Source organism: uncultured Aquimarina sp. (assembly GCF_947492115.1).
Lineage (GTDB): Bacteria > Bacteroidota > Bacteroidia > Flavobacteriales > Flavobacteriaceae > Aquimarina.
This window is the reverse complement of sequence record NZ_CANLMM010000002.1, coordinates 405,639-425,366: the sequence shown is the minus strand read 5'-3', so window position 1 is coordinate 425,366 and position 19,728 is coordinate 405,639. Positions and strand designations below refer to the sequence as shown.

Here is a 19,728-nt window from a genome sequence, read left to right as displayed (position 1 = left end):
GAAGTTGTATGGAAATCAAATAATGATTTAGAATGTAGCTAAAATGTATCGTACGAATGAATGAAAACCTTAATCCATCAAACGAAAATTATTCTAATGAAGATTTAGATATAGAAAGAGCGTTACGTCCATTGGCCTTTGAAGACTTTTCTGGTCAGGATCAGGTTTTAGAGAATCTTAAAATTTTCGTTCAGGCAGCCAATCTTAGGAATGAAGCTTTGGATCATACCTTATTTCATGGTCCTCCAGGTTTGGGTAAAACTACCTTGGCGCATATTTTGGCAAATGAGCTCGGAGTAGGTATTAAGGTTACGTCAGGTCCAGTATTGGATAAACCAGGAGATTTAGCAGGTTTATTAACTAATTTAGATGATCGTGATGTCTTATTTATAGATGAAATTCATCGTTTAAGTCCTATTGTCGAGGAATATCTATACTCGGCGATGGAAGATTATAAGATTGATATTATGATCGAAAGTGGTCCTAATGCTCGTACAGTGCAAATTAACCTGAACCCATTTACTTTAGTTGGCGCCACGACAAGATCGGGTCTACTAACGGCTCCCATGCGTGCACGTTTTGGAATCCAGTCGAGATTGCAATATTATACTACAGAGTTATTAGCTACTATAGTAGAAAGAAGTGCTCATATACTTAATGTTCCTATTTCCTTGGAAGCCGCGATAGAAATAGCTGGACGGAGTAGAGGAACACCAAGAATTGCCAATGCACTGCTTCGTAGGGTGCGTGATTTTGCACAAATTAAAGGGAATGGTAAAATAGATATAGAAATTTCAAAATTTGCCTTAAAAGCGCTTAATGTAGACGCTCACGGTTTGGATGAAATGGACAATAAAATTCTTACCACACTTATAGATAAGTTTAAAGGAGGTCCTGTTGGAATTACAACCTTGGCTACGGCAGTAAGTGAAAGTGCAGAAACCATAGAAGAAGTATACGAACCTTTTTTGATTCAGCAAGGTTTTATTATGAGAACTCCAAGAGGTAGAGAAGTTACCGCAGCAGCCTATAAACATTTAGGTAGGATAAAAGGAGGTGTTCAAGGTGGTTTATTTTGATTCAATGACATAAATAGTATTCATGAAAATAAGTTTAAAACTGGTAACAGTCGCTGTTATATTTACTTTTGCTTCCTGCGCTAAAAAGGAGAAAGGAAAAATTCCTGTGTATGAGAGTAGAGATTATAATATCTACATGGGAGGAAAACTTGCAGGCTATCAGAAAAGCTCAAGAGACAGTGATGGTGCTTACAGATATATTTATGAATTCAATGATAGAGGTAGAGGTCCACATACCGAAGAAAAAGTTTTGGTAAATGAAAACCATACAATTGTATATCATGAAATAAATGGGCATAATTATTTGAAGGATACAGTTAGTGAGGTTTTTAAGGTTGAAAATGGTCTAGCAAGTTGGAAAAGCAGCTCAGAACAAGGCGAGATCAAATTTGATAATAATTCATTCTTTTCGGCAATAAACAGTTCTTTTGGAACTACAGATATTTTGATCAAGAAATTACTCTCGGCAGAAGATAATGAAGTAGATTTATTACCAGGAGGAAATATTAAAATTACTGCTATTGACCATCATACTATAAATGACTCTATTCAACTAAGATTGGTCGAGTTAACAGGTCAATCTTTTACTCCTTCTTATTCTTGGATCGATGAACAAGATCGATTTTTTGGGTATACCTCTTCATGGATCACTTGTATTCAAAAAGGATATGATAGTATAGTTAAGCAGTTACTTCCAATACAAAAACAGAAAGAAGAACAATATTTAAAGAAAATTAGTTCTACATTAACTCGTAACTCCAGCAAGAAAATATTGCTCAATAATGTGACTTTATTTGATTCGGAAAATGGGAATTTAATTCCTAATATGTTTGTTGTTTTAAATGACAATGTAATTGAAACCGTTAGCAAAACTTCACCTTCTGACACTAAAGCGTATGAGGTGATTGATGGGACGGATAAAACATTACTTCCAGGCTTATTCGATATGCATACTCATATTGATGAGACCGATGGAATTTTACATCTTGCTGCGGGTGTTACTTCAGTGAGGGATTTAGGGAACTCTTTCGATCTTCCTAAGCTAAAGGAAAATTTTGATACGAATAAGCTTATTGGTCCAAGAATTTTGGTGATGAGTGGGTTTATAGACAAAGCAGGACCATATGCAGGGCCAACAGGGAGTATTATTAATAATCTTGAAGAAGGTTTTAAGGCTATCGAAGATTATCATAGTAAAGGATACAAACAAATTAAACTGTACAGCTCTATAGAGCCAGAATGGGTGAAGCCACTTGCAGATAAATCTCATGAATTAGGGATGAGAGTTAGTGGTCATATACCTTCGTTCATGATTGCAGAACAAGCGGTACAAGATGGTTATAACGAGATTCAACATGCTAATATGTTAGCTCTTAATTTTCTTTCTGATACTATCGATACCAGAACCCCTCTTAGATTTTCAATGGTTGCTGAACATAATTATAAGTTAGATTTTGACTCTCAAGAATTCAAAAACTTTATTCAATTGTTGAAAGACAAAAATATAGTTATTGACCCTACCGTCTCTATTTTTGAAGGAATGTTTGTTTCCAAAGCAGGAGATCCAAACCCTTCTTTCAAGAAAATATTAAACAGATTGCCGCTAAATATACAGAGGGGTTATTATTCTGGAGGACTACCAATTCCAGAAGGAAGGGAGGAAGAATATAAAGCTTCTTATGATAAGTTATTAGCACTAGTTAAACAATTATATGATAACGAGGTGTCTATAGTGGCAGGAACAGATGCATTAGCTGGATTTGGACTACATACCGAAATGGAGAACTATGTAAAAGCAGGTATACCATCTTCTGAAGTTTTGAAAATAACAACAGCTATCTCAGCTAAAGTATGTGGTTTTGATGAGAAGTTGGGTGCAGTAAAAGAAGGTTACTTAGCAGATTTAATTCTTGTTGATGGAAATCCTGTAGAAAATATCAGTGATATTAGAAAAGTGGAGCTTACTATTAAAGATGGAAAATTGTATTACCCTAAGAAGTTATACAACGTTATAGGCGTAAAGCATTTTGAATAAATTAATCCTTCCATGAAGAGCATAACTACATCAATTCCTAAAGTTTCTTTTTTTAAGGTACTTAGAAATGCAAAACAGATTTTAAGTAATCCGTTACCATTTCATCGTAGGAACTTTAAAAAATTCGGAAATGTTTTTCAGGTAAGTTTAGGATTTGGAAACTCCGTTATATTTACTAGAGATGCTGGTTTTGCTAAGCATATGTTACAAAATCAACATCGCAAATATTATAAATCGCCGCTTCAGACAAAAGATTTAGGAAAGTATATAGGTATTGGTCTCTTAACTTCTAATGGAGAACATTGGTTAAAACAGAGAAGACTCATACAGCCTGCTTTTTACAAGAAAAAGATTGATATCATTGCTAAGACAATTAGGCAAACCATTGATGAAGAGCTTGCCAGAATTGTTCCAGATAAAGCAATGGATGTATACCCTTTAATGAATGATTTGGCATTTAAAGTAGTTGCAAAGTCGTTATTTAGTTATACAGATACGGGTAACACTATGGCTAGATTGCAACATATTACTGAAGCTGCTCAGCAATCTTTAATAAGAGAAATAAGACAGCCTTATAAACGATGGTGGTTTCATTTAAGTGGTCAAATTAGAAGTACGCTGAGCTTAACGCAAGAAGCAAGAGATATACTTCATAAGATTATCGAAGATAGGCGAAAATCTAAAGAAACCTATGATGATTTATTGGATATGCTACTAAACTCTACATATGAAGATGGTAGCTATATGGATAATGAAAGGTTGATAGATGAGATATTAATATTATTTGTAGCGGGACATGAAACTACCTCCAATGCCTTATCTTTTTGTCTAAGTTTGTTGGCGCTGCATCCACAAATTCAGAAAAACGTACACAACGAAATTAGTGTTTCAGAAGGGGAAGAGTTATCGTTAATGGAACAATTCGAAAAGAGTAAATACACAGCTCAGTGTATTGAAGAATCTATGCGATTATATCCTCCAGCATATTTTTCAGATCGTGTGAGTATTGAAGATGATCAGTATGAAAATATCAATCTTCCTAAGGGAACTACCGTATTAATTTCATTTTTCGAAATACATAGGCATAAAGATTTTTGGGAAGATCCTCTCGCTTTTAATCCAGATCGATTTCATTCAGATAATAAAAAGAAATATTCAGATTGGTACTTTCCGTTTGGAGCAGGACCAAGGATGTGTGTAGGAAGCAATTTTGCAATGTATGAAATGATATATGCAGTTAGTGAATTAGTGAGGAAATATAAAATAACGACCACTATCTCTGAAATAGAAATTAAACCACTGATTACATTGAAGCCGGTAAATGCGATTTTAAAATTTGAAGAAAGATAAATTTCTTGAAAAGTAGAGCCCAACATACCCGTTTGATTAAGGATGAGGCCAAACGTCTTGGGTTTTTATCATGTGGTATTAGTAAAGCTGAATTTTTAGAAGAAGAAGCTCCTCGATTAGAAAAATGGCTCAATCAAAATATGCACGGACAAATGTCCTATATGGAAAATCATTTTGATAAACGATTAGATCCTACATTGCTAGTTCCAGATTCTAAAAGTGTAATATCACTACTACTTAATTATTTTCCGTCAGATTATCAAAAAGATGAGAATGCACCTAAAATCTCCAAGTATGCATATGGGCAGGATTACCATCATGTGATTAAAAAGAAATTAAAGGAACTTCAAGAGTATATTTCCGAAGAAATTGGAGAAGTTCATGGAAGAGCATTTGTGGATTCAGCTCCCGTTCTCGATAAGGCTTGGGCAGCAAAAAGCGGTTTAGGTTGGATTGGTAAGAATAGTAATCTTTTAACTCAAAAAGTAGGTTCATTTTATTTTATCGCAGAGCTAATCATTGATCTCGAATTAGATTACGATACTCCTGTTACTGATCATTGTGGCACGTGTACAGCTTGTATCGACGCATGTCCCACGCAAGCTATTGTTGACCCATATGTGGTAGATGGTAGCAAGTGTATTTCTTATTTTACAATTGAGCTAAAAGAAGAGATCCCTACAGAGTACAAAGGGCAATTCGATAATTGGATGTTTGGTTGTGATGTATGTCAGGATGTATGTCCATGGAATCGCTTTTCTAAACCTCATAATGAACCTCTTTTTAATCCTAAACCAGAATTACTGGAAATGACCAAAAAAGATTGGGAAGAGATCACGCAAGAGGTGTTTTCAAAAGTTTTTCAGAAGTCTGCTGTAAAAAGAACTAAATTTTCCGGTCTTAATAGGAATATTCAATTTTTGAAGGACTAGTTCGTTTTTTGCTGAAAAATTCATAATACAAACGGTTGTATATATCATATTAACTGTTTTTAGTGCTAAAAAATCAATATTTTTAACAGAAACTTGTATCTTCATCAGGGTTTGTCTAAAAATCATGAGATTTCCATATTCTAAGTGTTTGAAAATTGGAAGCTCTTTAGACTAGAAGTTAGGAAAGGCATTAAACATTTCACACATGAATGAATTATCTTATATTGATATTACAGTAATTGTAGTATATCTTATCGGAATTATTATTTATGGAATTTCAAAATCAAAACGAGGAAGTTCCGAGGACTATTTTTTAGGAGGTAGAACAATGACTTGGCCTATTGTTGGAATTGCATTGTTCTCTGCAAATATTTCCAGTTCTACATTAGTAGGTTTAGCATCAGATGCATATCAAACAAATATTAACGTGTACAATTACGAATGGTACGCGGTAGTAGTGTTGATCTTTTTTGCAATTTTCTTTTTACCATTTTATCTCCGATCGGGAGTATATACTATGCCAGAGTTTTTGGAACGGCGGTATGATAAAAGATCCAGATATTATTTTTCATTTATTACGGTTGTAGGTAATATTTTGGTGGATACCGCAGCTGGATTGTATGTAGGTAAGATAGTATTAACCTTGTTGTTTCCATCAATGGATTCTACGTTAATTCTTGTCATATTAGCAGTTGCTGCTGCTGCCTATACAATTCCAGGAGGATTAAACTCGGTAATACAGACTGAGGTTATACAAGCAGTCCTCTTGATCATCGGTTCTTGTTTGCTTACCTATTTTGCTTTTGATCAATTGGGAGGCGGTTGGTCCGGAATGATGGCTAAATTAGATAGTATGTTGTCTGCAGGAGAGGTAGATTTTGGAAATCGGTTGGCAGAAGGTAAATATATACCTTCAAATTCTGGTGAAGTTTTTAGTTTAGTACGACCAGATAACGACGAGTTCATGCCTTGGTGGGGATTACTCACCGGTGTGCCACTACTAGGATTCTATTTTTGGGCAAATAACCAGTTTATGGTACAACGAGTTTTAGGGGCGAAAGATCTAAATCATGGACGTTGGGGAGCTCTGTTTGCAGGATTACTAAAATTACCTGTGATTTTTATCATGGTAGTTCCAGGAGTATTAGCGTTGCTATTATTTAGTACGTTGGATATTACCAGTTTGAATTACGCTTTGACAGATGGCTCCATCTGTGATAATCTTGCTGATTGTCCGAATCTTACGTATCCTGTTCTGTTATTTCAGTTATTACCTGTTGGGGTGTTAGGGTTGGTCGTGGCAGGTTTGATGGCAGCAATGATGTCTTCGGTATCAGCAACATTTAATTCTGCTTCTACGTTAGTGACAATGGATTTTGTAAAACAAATAAAACCAGATCTTACGAGTCAACAATTAGTACGAGTAGGACAAATCACAACAATCATTCTTGTGGTTTTGGCGATTTCCTGGGTGCCATTTATAGAAAGTGTTAGTGATTCTTTATGGACTTATTTGCAATTGGTTATTGCGTATACATGTCCACCAGCAGTATCAACTTTTGTATTAGGTCTCTTTTGGAAACGAGCCAATGGAAATGGTTCTATAGTAAGCTTACTTACTGGTTTCTTATTAGCAGTATTAATGATTTTATCTCAAACTTTTGATTGGGTTCCCGAAGTAAATGAATTACACTTTTTAGCAAAAGCTACTTGGTTATTTATTATATGCATATTTTTACATGTAGTAGTAAGTTTAATTACTAAACCGCAATCGGAGGCTCAAATAGAAGAATATACATATAAACGTGAAATGTTTATTGAGGAATCTAAAGAACTTGTTGGATTACCTTGGTACAAAAATTATAGAATATTGTCTGTAATTCTTCTGGTAATTACTGCCGTAGTAGTTGGTTTTTTCTGGTAACATAAATAATTGGTATGCTAAAGTTTAGATTAAAACATTTGATAATCGTAGTGGTTTCATTAGTGTTGGTTAACTGCAAGGATAAAGAGAAGGTCGAATATCTAGGTCATGATATATTATTGGATCAACTTATTTTTCAGGAGGATACGGATGGAGATAAAAAGATTACAGTAGATGATAAGGGGCCTAAAAAGTTTGAATTTATAAATGCTAATGGAGAGACTAATGTCGTAGAAGGAACTTATCATTTGTCTAATTTGCTTCAGGAACTGGCAATTGCAGAAAAGAATGATACGATATCCTTGGATAAAGTTACAGAATCCCCAAGTGATCGAATTTCAAGATTAATCAAAACACGATATTGGGATAATCTAACCAGATCGGTTGATAAAAAAGGACTGGCAGTAGTATTAGAAGATACAAAGTCTGAAACCGATACGTTCCGATTATATGTTCCATTTAATGATAAGGAGGCTATCGCGTATTTTGAGTCTATAAAAACAGAAATTCCTAAGTTAAAAGTAATCACCTTACCAGAAAAAATAACACCAGCGTATGTAAAAACCTTAAATAATGCGTCAGGTATTCTTAATCTAGATCATTATACTGATGAAAAAGGGAATTATAATGCAAAACCTTTTGTAGTTCCTGGTGGAAGATTTAATGAGATGTATGGATGGGATAGTTATTTCGAATCTATTGGTCTGCTGATTGATGGTCGTTCTGATTTGGCAATGTCGATGGCAGATAATTTTGGATACCAGATAGAACATTATGGTAAGATTTTAAATGCAAATAGAAGTTATTATCTAACACGAACACAACCACCATTTTTCAGTTCTTTAGTAAAAGAAATTTATCAGCAAAACCCTTCAGTGTCTAGAGAATGGTTGTCAGATAATCTAAAAATGATTATCAAAGAATATGAGACTATATGGATGGCGAAAGGAATACGTCTAACCGATACGGGTTTGAGTCGTTTTTATGGAGAAGGAATTGGAATCCCTCCAGAAACCGAGGAAGGTCATTTTGATTTCATATTAAATAAATTTGCTAAGAAGCATAGTTTAACATTAGAAGAATTTACAGCTAAGTATGATTCCGGAGAGATTGTAGACAAGGAATTAGACCTGTATTTTACACATGATCGCTCTATGAGAGAGAGTGGTCATGATACATCTAACCGACTGGATGATGTTTGTATTCATTTAAATACTGTGGGTATTAATAGTTTATTGTATAAGTATGAGCAAGATATTGCCTATTTAATCAAAGAAGTCTATGATGATAAGTTTATAGTAAATGATAAGGACTATACATCCTCATATTGGTTGTCTAAAGCTGAAGAAAGAAAAAAGTTGATGAATGATTTGCTTTGGGATGCTGAGAAAGAAGCATATTACGACTACAATTTTATTACTAAAACCAAACAAAAAATTGAATCTGCCACAAATTATTATCCGCTATGGGCTGGATTATCTTCTAAGGAGCAAGCAGAATCTTTAGTTAAGAATTTATTTCAAGAGCTAGTGCAGAAAGGCGGAGTAGCTGCAACTACAGATATTGCAAACAAAGAGGATCCAAATGCTCCACAACGCCAATGGGACTATCCTAATGGTTGGGCTCCACATCAGATGATGATATGGAGAGGATTAATGAATTACGGTTATGAAAAAGAAGCTCAGGAATTGGTATATCGTTGGTTATGGATGATTACTAAAAATGCGGTTAATTATAACGGAACCATCCCAGAAAAGTATGATGTTGTCCAATGCACACACAAGGTATATGCAGAGTATGGCAATGTAGGTACTGAATTCGATTATATCACTCCAAGTGGATTTGGATGGATGAATGCCTCATATCAATTAGGATTAAGCATTTTAAATGAAAAATTAAAGTCGCAGTTAGATGATTTGGTAGATCCTAATGAAATTTTTAATAAAAGGTAGTTGTAATTAATAATTTCGTAATTTATTTCATAAAAAAACATCAACTTCTCTTAAGTATTTATTTTTTTAAAGATAACTTGGATTTGCCTTTTGCATCTCGTTCAGACTTGTACCTTTGTATAGCACACAATTTTTATTGATTTAGTATGAGTATCGAAAGTAAACGAAGAGAAGCATTAATTTATCACGCAAAACCTTCTCCTGGTAAAATCAAGGTTGTACCTACCAAAAAATATGCTACACAAAGAGATTTATCTTTAGCATATTCTCCTGGAGTAGCAGAACCTTGTTTAGAAATCGAAAAAGATACAGCAAACGTATATAAATATACTGCTAAAGGAAACTTGGTGGCCGTCATCTCTAACGGAACCGCTGTTTTAGGTCTTGGTGATATCGGACCAGAAGCATCAAAACCAGTGATGGAAGGAAAGGGACTGTTATTCAAAATCTTTGCAGATATTGATGTGTTTGATATCGAGGTGGATACGAAAGATGTAGACGCATTTATCGAAACCGTAAAAAATATTGCACCTACCTTTGGAGGAATTAATTTAGAAGATATTAAAGCCCCTGAAGCTTTTGAAATTGAAAGACGTCTTAAAGAGGAATTGGATATCCCAGTAATGCATGACGATCAGCATGGAACTGCTATTATTTCTGCTGCAGCTCTCTTAAATGCTCTGGAAATTGCAGAGAAAGATATTGATAAAGTAAAAATAGTAGTTAGTGGAGCAGGAGCTGCCGCAGTGTCTTGTACAAGATTATACAAAGCTTTTGGAGCCAAAGCTGAGAATATTGTAATGACCGATAGTAAAGGAGTTATAAGAAGTGATCGGGATAATCTGACTAAAGAAAAAGCTGAATTTGCAACCAATCGAGATCTAAATACATTGGCAGATGCTATGGAGGATGCTGATGTTTTTATAGGACTTTCAATGGCTAATTTAGTTGATCCTGAAATGTTGTTGTCTATGGCAGAAAATCCTATTGTTTTTGCTATGGCTAATCCGGATCCTGAAATACAGTATGATTTAGCAATTGATACTCGTAAAGATATCATCATGGCAACCGGAAGAAGTGACCATCCTAATCAGGTAAATAATGTTCTAGGGTTTCCATTTATATTTAGAGGAGCATTAGATGTAAGAGCAACTGGGATTAATGAAGAAATGAAAATGGCTGCTGTAAAAGCACTTGCCGAATTAGCTAAAGAACCAGTTCCTGAGCAAGTGAATATAGCATACGGAGAAACAAGACTTAATTTTGGTAGAGATTATATCATTCCGAAGCCTTTTGATCCTCGTCTAATCGCTAAAGTACCACCAGCAGTCGCCAAAGCAGCAATAGATAGCGGTATCGCGACAGCACCAATTGAGGATTGGGATAAATATGAAAGCGAACTTTTAGAGCGAATGGGGAATGATAATAAATTAGTGAGATTATTGATGGATCGCGCTAAATTAAGCCCTAAACGAGTTGTTTTTGCCGAAGGAGATCATTTAGATGTTCTTAAAGCTGCTCAAACAGTGAAAGAAGAAGGAATTGCTTTTCCAATTTTACTAGGAAGAAAGGATATCATCATCGAACTTATGAAAGAGATTGATTTTGATGCCGCAGGAGTAACAATTATCGATCCAAAAGCAGACGAAGAAATTGATCGCAAAAATAGATACGCACAAAAGTACTGGCAAGAGAATAGTAGAAAAGGAATTACCTTATACGGAGCACAGAGATTAATGCGAGAGCGTAATTATTTTGCTGCTATGATGGTAAATGAAGGAGATGCTGATGCACTCTTATCTGGATATTCCCGAAGTTATCCAACAGTATTAAAACCAATGTTAGAGCTTATTGGTTTAGCTAAAGGAGCTACGAGAGTTGCTACCATGAATGTTATGATGACTAATAAAGGACCTTTGTTTATCAGCGATACTTCTATTAATATAGATCCAACATCAAAAGAATTGGCAAAGATTGCTCAAATGACAGCTAGAACTGTAGAAATGTTTGGAGTAGATCCAGTGATTGCAATGATCTCTTATGCGAATTTTGGGTCTTCAAAGCATCCAAATGCGTCTAAGGTGAAAGATGCTGTTTCTTATTTACATAGATATTATCCAAACTTAATTGTTGATGGAGAATTGCAGATGGACTTTGCTTTGAATCGAGATATGCGTAAGGATAAATTCCCATTTTCTAAACTCAACGGTCGTAAGGTGAATACATTGGTTTTTCCAAGTTTGGATTCTGCAAATAGTACCTATAAAATGCTTAAGGAATTAAATAATTTTGAATCCATAGGTCCTATTATGATGGGAATGAAAAAACCAGTTCATATTTTGCAATTAGGGGCTAGCGTAGAAGAGATAATTAATGTTGCTGCTGTGGCGGTTATTGATGCTCAGGAAAAAGAAAAAAGAGAAAAAGAGATGTTTTCACTAGTTACTAGTGAGGCATAATTCGAAATATTTATAATATTTTACTAGTATAATAAGCTTCAAAAAGTTATCTTTTTGAAGCTTATTTTTTTAGCAGATTTTGTAGGATAATTTTCTTACTTTTGGATGCTTAACACTCATCTATAGAATGATTACACAAATCAAAGGGCGTCTCATAGAAAAAAATCCAACGGATGTAGTAATAGATTGTAATGGAGTAGGGTATCAATTACATGTTTCTTTACATACATTTTCTCTCATACCAGATCAAGAGGTTTTACAGTTGTACACACATCTTCAGGTAAAAGAAGATTCACATACCTTATTTGGTTTTGCAGAAAAATCCGAACGTGAGATTTTTAGACTTCTAATTTCTGTATCAGGAATTGGTGCTAGTACTGCTAGAACAATGCTGTCTTCTTTACATCCAGACCAGATTAAAGAAGCAATTGCTTCTAATGATGTGGCAACGATACAATCTATAAAAGGAATTGGAGCAAAAACGGCTCAGCGTGTTATCATAGATTTAAAAGATAAAATTCTTAAAGTTTATAATATTGATGAACTTTCTGTATCCCAAAACAATACTAATAAGGATGAAGCGTTATCTGCTTTAGAAACCCTTGGATTTAATAGAAAACAAGCAGAAAAGGTTGTGGATAAAATCGTAAAAGCGAATCCGACAGAAACTGTAGAAAATATTATCAAGCAAGCACTAAAAAATTTATAAAAACATTGAGTTCATTACATTCCTTATATTTTAAATTTTTAAAAAGACTAGTTTGTTTAATTGTACTTTGTAGTGGTGTGCTATATGGTCAGGAAAACGAGACCGTACGAGATTCTACCAGTACTACTTTTACTTTAGGGGAAATTTCCTTACCAGATCCAAACAGTATTGTTGCTAAATATGAATATGATCCAGTTACAAATCGATATATTTATCGAGAAATGTTAGGATCTTTTAATGTTAGGTATCCACTGTTTCTGACTCCTGAAGAATTTGAAGCGTTAGTGGAGGAAGAGCAGAGAAGAGATTATTTTAAAGAAAAAATTAGTGCTTTTAGTGGTAAAACTGATGGTAGTGAAGAAAAAAGAAAAAACTTGTTGCCAATCTTCTATGTGAATTCTAGTTTTTTTGAAACTATTTTCGGAGGTAACGAGATTGAAATAATTCCTCAAGGGTCGGTAGAAATGGATTTAGGTATTTTGTATACAAAACAGGATAATCCAGCATTTTCTCCTCGAAACAGAAGTAATTTCACCTTTGATTTTGACCAGAGGATCAGCCTAAGTTTGTTAGGAAAAGTTGGGAAAAGGTTACAAATTACAGCTAACTACGATACGGAGTCTACTTTCGATTTTCAAAATCAAATCAAATTAGAATATACGCCTACAGAGGATGATATTATACGAAGTATTGAGATTGGTAATGTAACGATGCCTATTAATAACTCTTTGATACAAGGTTCACAAAGTCTTTTTGGAGCGAAGCTAGGATTGCAATTTGGTCGTACCAGTGTTACTGCTGTATATTCCGAACAAAGGTCTGAAACAAGATCAGTAAATGTACAAGGAGGAGGAACCGTTGAAGACTTTGAGATTGATGCAGTAAATTATGATGACAATAGGCACTACTTCTTATCACACTACTTTAGAGATACATATGATGAAGCTTTGACCAATTATCCGTTCATAAATAATAATATTCAAATCACAAGAATCGAGGTTTGGTTAACAAATAGAGCTACAAGTGCGCAAACTTTAACAGATGCTAGAAATATTGTAGCTTTACAAGATCTAGGGGAATCTCCAGTAGCAGGTAATTTTACAATTCCAACATCACTTTTTAATCAACCTGCAGGATCTTTTCCTGACAATAGGAATAATGATTTAGATCCAAGTGCTATTGGTCCTGCTGGTCCTATTACAGATGCAGTGAGACAAATTGCTACTGTACAGCAAGGATTTACTGGAGCAATATCAGGTTTTAATGAAGGTTTTGATTACGCGATTCTCGAGAATGCAAGACAATTAAATCCTAATGAGTATACGTTAAATACACAATTAGGATACATTTCTTTAAATCAAAAATTAAATAATGATGAGGTGCTTGCAGTTGCATATCAGTATACTGTAGGAGGAGAGGTGTTTCAGGTTGGTGAATTTGCTAATGATGGTGTAAATGCTACTGTTGGTGATAATACAGGTACTGGTGTAGAGGTTGGATCTAGTAATAGTTTAGTAGTGAAAATGCTAAAAAGTCCAATTATTAATGTGGAGCTTCCTATTTGGGATCTGATGATGAAAAACATCTATAATACAGGTGCTTTTAGACTAAACTCAGAAGATTTTAGATTAAATATTGTCTATACGAATCCTTCTCCAGTGAATTATATTACACAAGCAGAAGGTAGTACTACACCACTGCCAGATGATGTAGAGCAAACAAGACTTCTTACCGTATTTAATATGGATCGATTAAATCCAAATAACGATCCAGTACAAGGAGCAGATGGTGCAGGAGATGGTTTTTTCGATTATGTTCCTGGGCTTACTATTGATCCAGAAAATGGAAGGATTATTTTTACAACAGTAGAGCCTTTTGGACAACATTTATTTAATAAATTAGATAATGATGCCATAACAAATCCAAACGATTATACAAATCCTCTAAATTATAACGGTAATCAAAGTCGTTATGTTTTTAGGGAACTCTATACACAAACAAAGGTTATTGCAGAACAACAAGCAGCAGAAAATCAATTTTTTCAATTAAGAGGTCGTTATAAATCTTCTGGGCAAGATGGTATTCCGTTAGGGGCGTTTAATGTTCCACAAGGATCAGTAACTGTGACTGCTGGTGGGCGTACATTGCAAGAAGGAGTTGATTATACAGTGAATTATTCATTAGGTAGAGTGAATATTTTAGATGAAGCTTTGTTAGCGTCTAATACACCAATTCAGGTTTCTACTGAAAATAATGCTGTTTTTGGACAGCAAACTAAGCGTTTCACAGGGTTGAATATAGAGCATAAGTTTAGTGACGATTTTATTATTGGAGGAACCTATTTAAATCTAAATGAAAGGCCAATAACTCAAAAATCGAGTTATGATTTTGAGCCTATAAATAATACACTTTTAGGGTTTAATTTAAACTATTCAACAGAAGTTCCATTTCTTACTAGAATGGTAAACAAGTTACCTAATATAGATACTGATGTACCATCAAATGTTTCTGTAAGAGCTGAAGGTGCTTATTTAATTGCTGGAGCGCCAAGAGGTGCGGATTTTGGTGGAGAAGTAACCACATATATTGATGATTTTGAAGGAGCGCAAACGCAAATTGATGTAAGTTCACCATTATCTTGGGAATTATCCAGTGTGCCTATTGGTTTTGGATCCACAAATGATGATGAGACATCCGTACAGGCAGGAATAGAATCAGGGTATAGAAGAGCGGATTTATCATGGTATACCGTAGATCCAATATTCTATAGCAATGGTAGACCAAGTGGTGTAACAGATGAAGATATTAATTTTAATGAATCAAGAAGAGTATTTCTTGATGAAATTTTCCCAGAGACAGATATACCACCAGGTCAGACTTTATCATTGTTTCCACTGGATTTACATTACAGACCAAATGAACGTGGTCCTTATAATTTTAACCCAGAATATGCTGGAGGCGCAACTCCTTCCCAACCAGAAGATAACTTCGCTGGTATTACAAGGCAATTAACGTCCACTAATTTTGAACAAGCTAATGTAGAGTTTATAGAATTCTGGTTAATGGATCCGTTTTTTGATCCAGGAGATGGGCAAGAGCCTTTAACGAATGCGACTAGCGGAACCATTATTTTTCATTTAGGGAATATTAGTGAGGATGTCCTTAAGGATGGAAGAAAACAGTATGAAAATGGACTTCCTGCAGATGGTACTGATGAAGGTACTGTTACTACAACTTATGGAGATGCAAGAGTTCCGGTAAATCAATCGTTAATTTATGCCTTTGATTCTGAAGGGCAAGCCAGGATCAATCAGGATGCTGGATATGATGGTTTAAATGATGAACAAGAAGTTGCCGCATTTTCTGCAGATTTTGGTACCGAAGATCCTGCAAATGATAATTACCGTTACTTTTTACAAGGTGAAGGTAGTATTGTAGAACGCTACCGTGATTATAATGGTACTCAGGGAAATTCACCGACAAGTGTAGCAGATGATGATAGAGGTAATACTACGTTTCCTACGGCAGAGGATGTGAATCGTGATAACACCATGAATACAATAGATAGTTATTATGAATACGAAATACCTATTTTTCCGGGTATGGGCTTTGGAAATGATGGTGGTACAGGATATATATCGGATTCTCCAGGACCACAGGATGCAATTATATTAAATGGGGTGACTAGAAGTACTCGTTGGCTTCGATTCAAGATACCTATTTATGAACCAACAGGAAGGCAGAATATTGGGGAAAATGATTTTAGGTCTATTCGTTTTATGAGAATGATCGTTACTGGTTTTGATCAACCCGTAGTATTACGATTTGCTACATTGGATTTGGTAAGAGGAGATTACAGAAGATACGTACAAGAAGGTAATACTACTAATGATCCTACAAGTGGATTAAATATAAACGGAAATGAAGTAATCGTAACATCTGTAAGTGAAGAAGAGACACCAAATTACGTAACACCACCAGGAGTTGTAAGAGAAGAGTTGATTAATAACAATACGGCTATTAGAGAAGATGAAAGGTCACTAGCATTAACAGTGAATGATCTTCAACCCGATGATGGTAGAGGGGTGTATAAGAACCTTAATGTAGACATGCGGCAATATGAAAATCTGGAGATGTTTTTGCATGCAGAAAATCTTCCCGGACAGTCCACATTGTCAGATGGTGAGCTTGTTGCGTTTGTAAGAATGGGGAATGACTTTACGAATAATTTTTATCAGATTGAATTACCGTTAGCCGTTTCACCGAACAATAATTCAAATGCTGATGCGGTTTGGCCAGATGCAAATAGATTGAACCTGCCATTGTCTTTTCTTCAGGAGATAAAAGCAAACGTTATTGGAAATTCTGGATTGAATAGTACAGATCTTAATTTCTTTGATGGTCCTAATAATCTTAGAGTAGGGATTAAAGGGAATCCTAATTTTGGAGATGTAAAAATTATGATGGTTGGAGTGAAGAATGCAAGCGGATCAAATGAATCAGGTACCGTTTGGTTTAATGAAATGAGATTAAGTGATCTTAAAAACCAAGGTGGTTGGGCTGCTGTAGGTAGTATGGATGCTAATATTGCAGATTTTGCGACCATTAGTGCTTCTGGTAGAGTTAGTACTATTGGTTTTGGAGGAATTGAGCAAGGTCCGAATGAAAGAAGTATTGAAGATGTTAAACAATATGATTTAACAACAAATGTAAACTTAGGACAACTACTGCCTAAAAAATGGGGTATTCAGGTGCCGTTTAATTACAGTAGAGGAGAAGAGTTGATCACTCCGCAATATGATCCGGAGTTTCAGGATATTGAGTTGCAAGATCGATTAGATCGAGAGACAAATGCGGAAGAAAAAGAAAGGATAGAAAAGCAATCTACGGATTATACCAAAAGACAAAGTTTTAATGTTATCGGATTGCGAAAAGACAGAACGGGCGATGCTAAGCCAATGCCATATGATGTAGAGAACTTCGCTTTTTCGGGAACATACAATCAAACAGATCATCGAGATTTTGAAATAGAAAAGTCTTTAGAGCAGAATGTTCGTTTAGGAGGAACCTATGACTTTAGTTTTCAGCCTAAGGAAATTGAGCCTTTTAAGAAAATTAAATTCTTAGGAAAGAGTAAATACTTTGACTTATTGAAGGATTTTAATTTCAACTTGCTTCCTACTAGTATATCGGTGAATTCTAACATTACAAGACAGTTCAATGAGCAAGTTTTTAGAGATATCACATTAGGACCAAATGATCTTAGATTGCCAGCACTTACGCAACGTAATTTTCTATTTGATTGGCAGTTTGGTATCAACTATAATCTAACTAAATCCCTTAATTTTAGTTTTAATACTGCTAATAATCGAATTGTAAAGAACTTTATTGATGATGAAGGTGTTGTGGATGAATCTATAGGTGTTTGGAGTGGGCTTTTTGATGTTGGAGATCCTAACTTTCATAGTCAACAACTACAGGTAAATTATGAGATTCCTTTTAATAAGGTTCCATTATTTAAATTTATGAGAGCGACCTATTCTTATTCGGCAGATTTCCAATGGACAAAAGGTAGTGAGGCATTAAAGAATTTAGATGGTATTCCAGACTTAGGAAACACTGTTCAAAACGCCAATGTACATACAGTAAATGGTTCTTTGGATATGAGCACTTTATATAAATATATTGGATTAACAAAGAAGAAACCTGGAAGAAGAAAAGCTTCTAAAAAGAAAAATGCTAAAGCTGGAGAAGGGAAAGAAGATGATAAATCTGAAGTGGCCAATGCTAAGAAGAAAACTAAAAAGAGATCCAGTAAGCTAACTGTTGGAGATAAGATTTTAAATACTGCAATAGGTTTAGTGACTGCTGTAAAAAAAGTGAATATCAATTATCAGCAAGATAATGGTATATTTTTACCTGGATATGTTAGAGAGCCTGGATTTGTTGGTACACTAAAACCAACGGTAGGTTTTACTTTTGGTAGTCAGGCAGAGATTAGAGATATTGCCGCTAGGAATGGTTGGTTGACATTATATCAGGATTTTAATCAGCAGTATAGAGAAGTAGAAGGAAGACAATTAAATGTGCAGGCTTCTGTAGGATTATTAAAAGATCTCAAAATAGATATTAGTGCTAACCGAAACTATTCTGAAACGTATACAGAAAACTTTAGAGTAAATAGAGAAGGTGCTGATGCAGATCTTAACGAGTTTGGTGTTAATATAGATCAACCGTATTATTCTTTATCACCAAATACGTTTGGTAATTATACAATCTCTACCTTGTTGATTAAAACTGCTTTTAAGAAAAGTGATGAGTTTGCATCTGAGACTTTTGATAAATTCCGAGAAAATAGGCTTGTCATAGCAAGACGTCTTGCATTAGAACGTGGGATTGATCCTGGTACAGGTGATAATTTTCCAGTGGGTCTAGGTCCTACAAATCAAGCTGTACTTTTACCTGCTTTTCTAGCTGCATACACTGGAGCTGATCCTCAAAATGTGCAAAAAGGTGCGTTTAGAGATGTTCCTTTGCCAAATTGGGATATTAAGTATACAGGTTTAATGAATTTGAAATGGTTTAAAAAACGTTTTAAAAGGTTCTCAATGGCACATGGTTATCGTGCTAATTATACCATTAATCAATTCCAAACAAACTTAGAGTTTAATCCTAATAATCCGGACGAATTGGATGAGGGAGATAATTTTAAAAATCCAGAATTGTATGCAAATGTAAATCTTACAGAGCAGTTCAGTCCTTTGATTAGATTAGATATGGAAATGAAGAATTCCATTAAAATTTTGGCAGAATGGAAAAAAGACCGTGCGTTGTCTTTAAGTTTCGATAATAATCTACTCACAGAAATTCAAGGAAACGAATATATTATAGGATTAGGCTATAGAATACAGGATTTAACATTTGTTACACGAATTGCGGGTAAGAAAACAACTCTTAAGAGTGATCTAAATTTTAGAGCAGATCTTTCTTTGCGCCAAAATGAAACAATTATAAGATATTTAGATATTGATAATACACAGGTTACTGCAGGGCAAGATATATACGGTATTAAATTTACAACGGATTATGCTTTAAGTAAGAATTTAACAGCCTTGTTGTTTTATGATCATACATTTTCTCAGTATTCTATTTCTACCGCTTTTCCGCAAACAACTATTCGAGGAGGGTTTACGTTACGTTATAATTTTGGAAACTAATTTGAATTATTAATGGATATATCAAAGTTTTTTGATATCAACAGGAGCAGAATTAATTTTTGATAAATTTT

Annotated in this window: 9 protein-coding genes; all 9 read left to right on the top strand. The window is 34.7% G+C overall.

The features are described from left to right. Window positions 1-56: 56 nt before the first annotated feature. The 9 genes from ruvB (at window position 57) to sprA (ending at window position 19,657) form a co-directional block, all read left to right on the top strand. Entirely contained in the window at window positions 57-1,079 is a 1,023-nt protein-coding gene (gene ruvB / locus Q1A73_RS07285) for a Holliday junction branch migration DNA helicase RuvB (RefSeq protein WP_299603546.1), read from the top strand. A 22-nt stretch (window positions 1,080-1,101) separates the two neighbouring features. Next, the gene (locus tag Q1A73_RS07280; protein ID WP_299603543.1) at window positions 1,102-3,114 is read left to right on the top strand and encodes an amidohydrolase family protein; all 2,013 of its coding nucleotides are present in this window, start codon (window positions 1,102-1,104) and stop codon (window positions 3,112-3,114) included. 12 nt (window positions 3,115-3,126) lie between these two features. Beyond that, a complete protein-coding gene (locus tag Q1A73_RS07275; RefSeq protein WP_299603539.1) occupies window positions 3,127-4,464 on the top strand; it encodes a cytochrome P450 in 1,338 nt (445 codons plus the stop codon). A gap of 5 nt (window positions 4,465-4,469) precedes the next feature. After that, the gene (queG, locus tag Q1A73_RS07270; RefSeq protein ID WP_299603537.1) at window positions 4,470-5,396 is read left to right on the top strand and encodes a tRNA epoxyqueuosine(34) reductase QueG; all 927 of its coding nucleotides are present in this window, start codon (window positions 4,470-4,472) and stop codon (window positions 5,394-5,396) included. A 205-nt stretch (window positions 5,397-5,601) separates the two neighbouring features. Further along, entirely contained in the window at window positions 5,602-7,320 is a 1,719-nt protein-coding gene (locus Q1A73_RS07265) for a sodium:solute symporter (RefSeq protein ID WP_299603534.1), read from the top strand. Window positions 7,321-7,334: 14 nt separating this feature from the next. Then, on the top strand, window positions 7,335-9,272 hold the full coding sequence (locus Q1A73_RS07260; RefSeq protein WP_299603531.1) for a trehalase family glycosidase: 1,938 nt from the start codon (window positions 7,335-7,337) through the stop codon (window positions 9,270-9,272). 146 nt (window positions 9,273-9,418) lie between these two features. Beyond that, window positions 9,419-11,731 (top strand): NADP-dependent malic enzyme, encoded by a 2,313-nt coding sequence (locus Q1A73_RS07255; RefSeq protein ID WP_299603528.1) that lies wholly within the window; start codon window positions 9,419-9,421, stop codon window positions 11,729-11,731. Between the two features lie 127 nt (window positions 11,732-11,858). Continuing rightward, window positions 11,859-12,440 carry a Holliday junction branch migration protein RuvA gene (gene ruvA / locus Q1A73_RS07250; protein WP_299603525.1) on the top strand — a complete coding sequence of 194 codons (582 nt, stop codon included), beginning with the start codon at window positions 11,859-11,861 and terminating at the stop codon, window positions 12,438-12,440. A gap of 5 nt (window positions 12,441-12,445) precedes the next feature. Next, complete coding sequence (sprA, locus tag Q1A73_RS07245) at window positions 12,446-19,657, top strand: cell surface protein SprA (protein ID WP_366141431.1); 7,212 nt, start codon at window positions 12,446-12,448, stop codon at window positions 19,655-19,657. The last annotated feature ends 71 nt before the right edge of the window (window positions 19,658-19,728 follow it).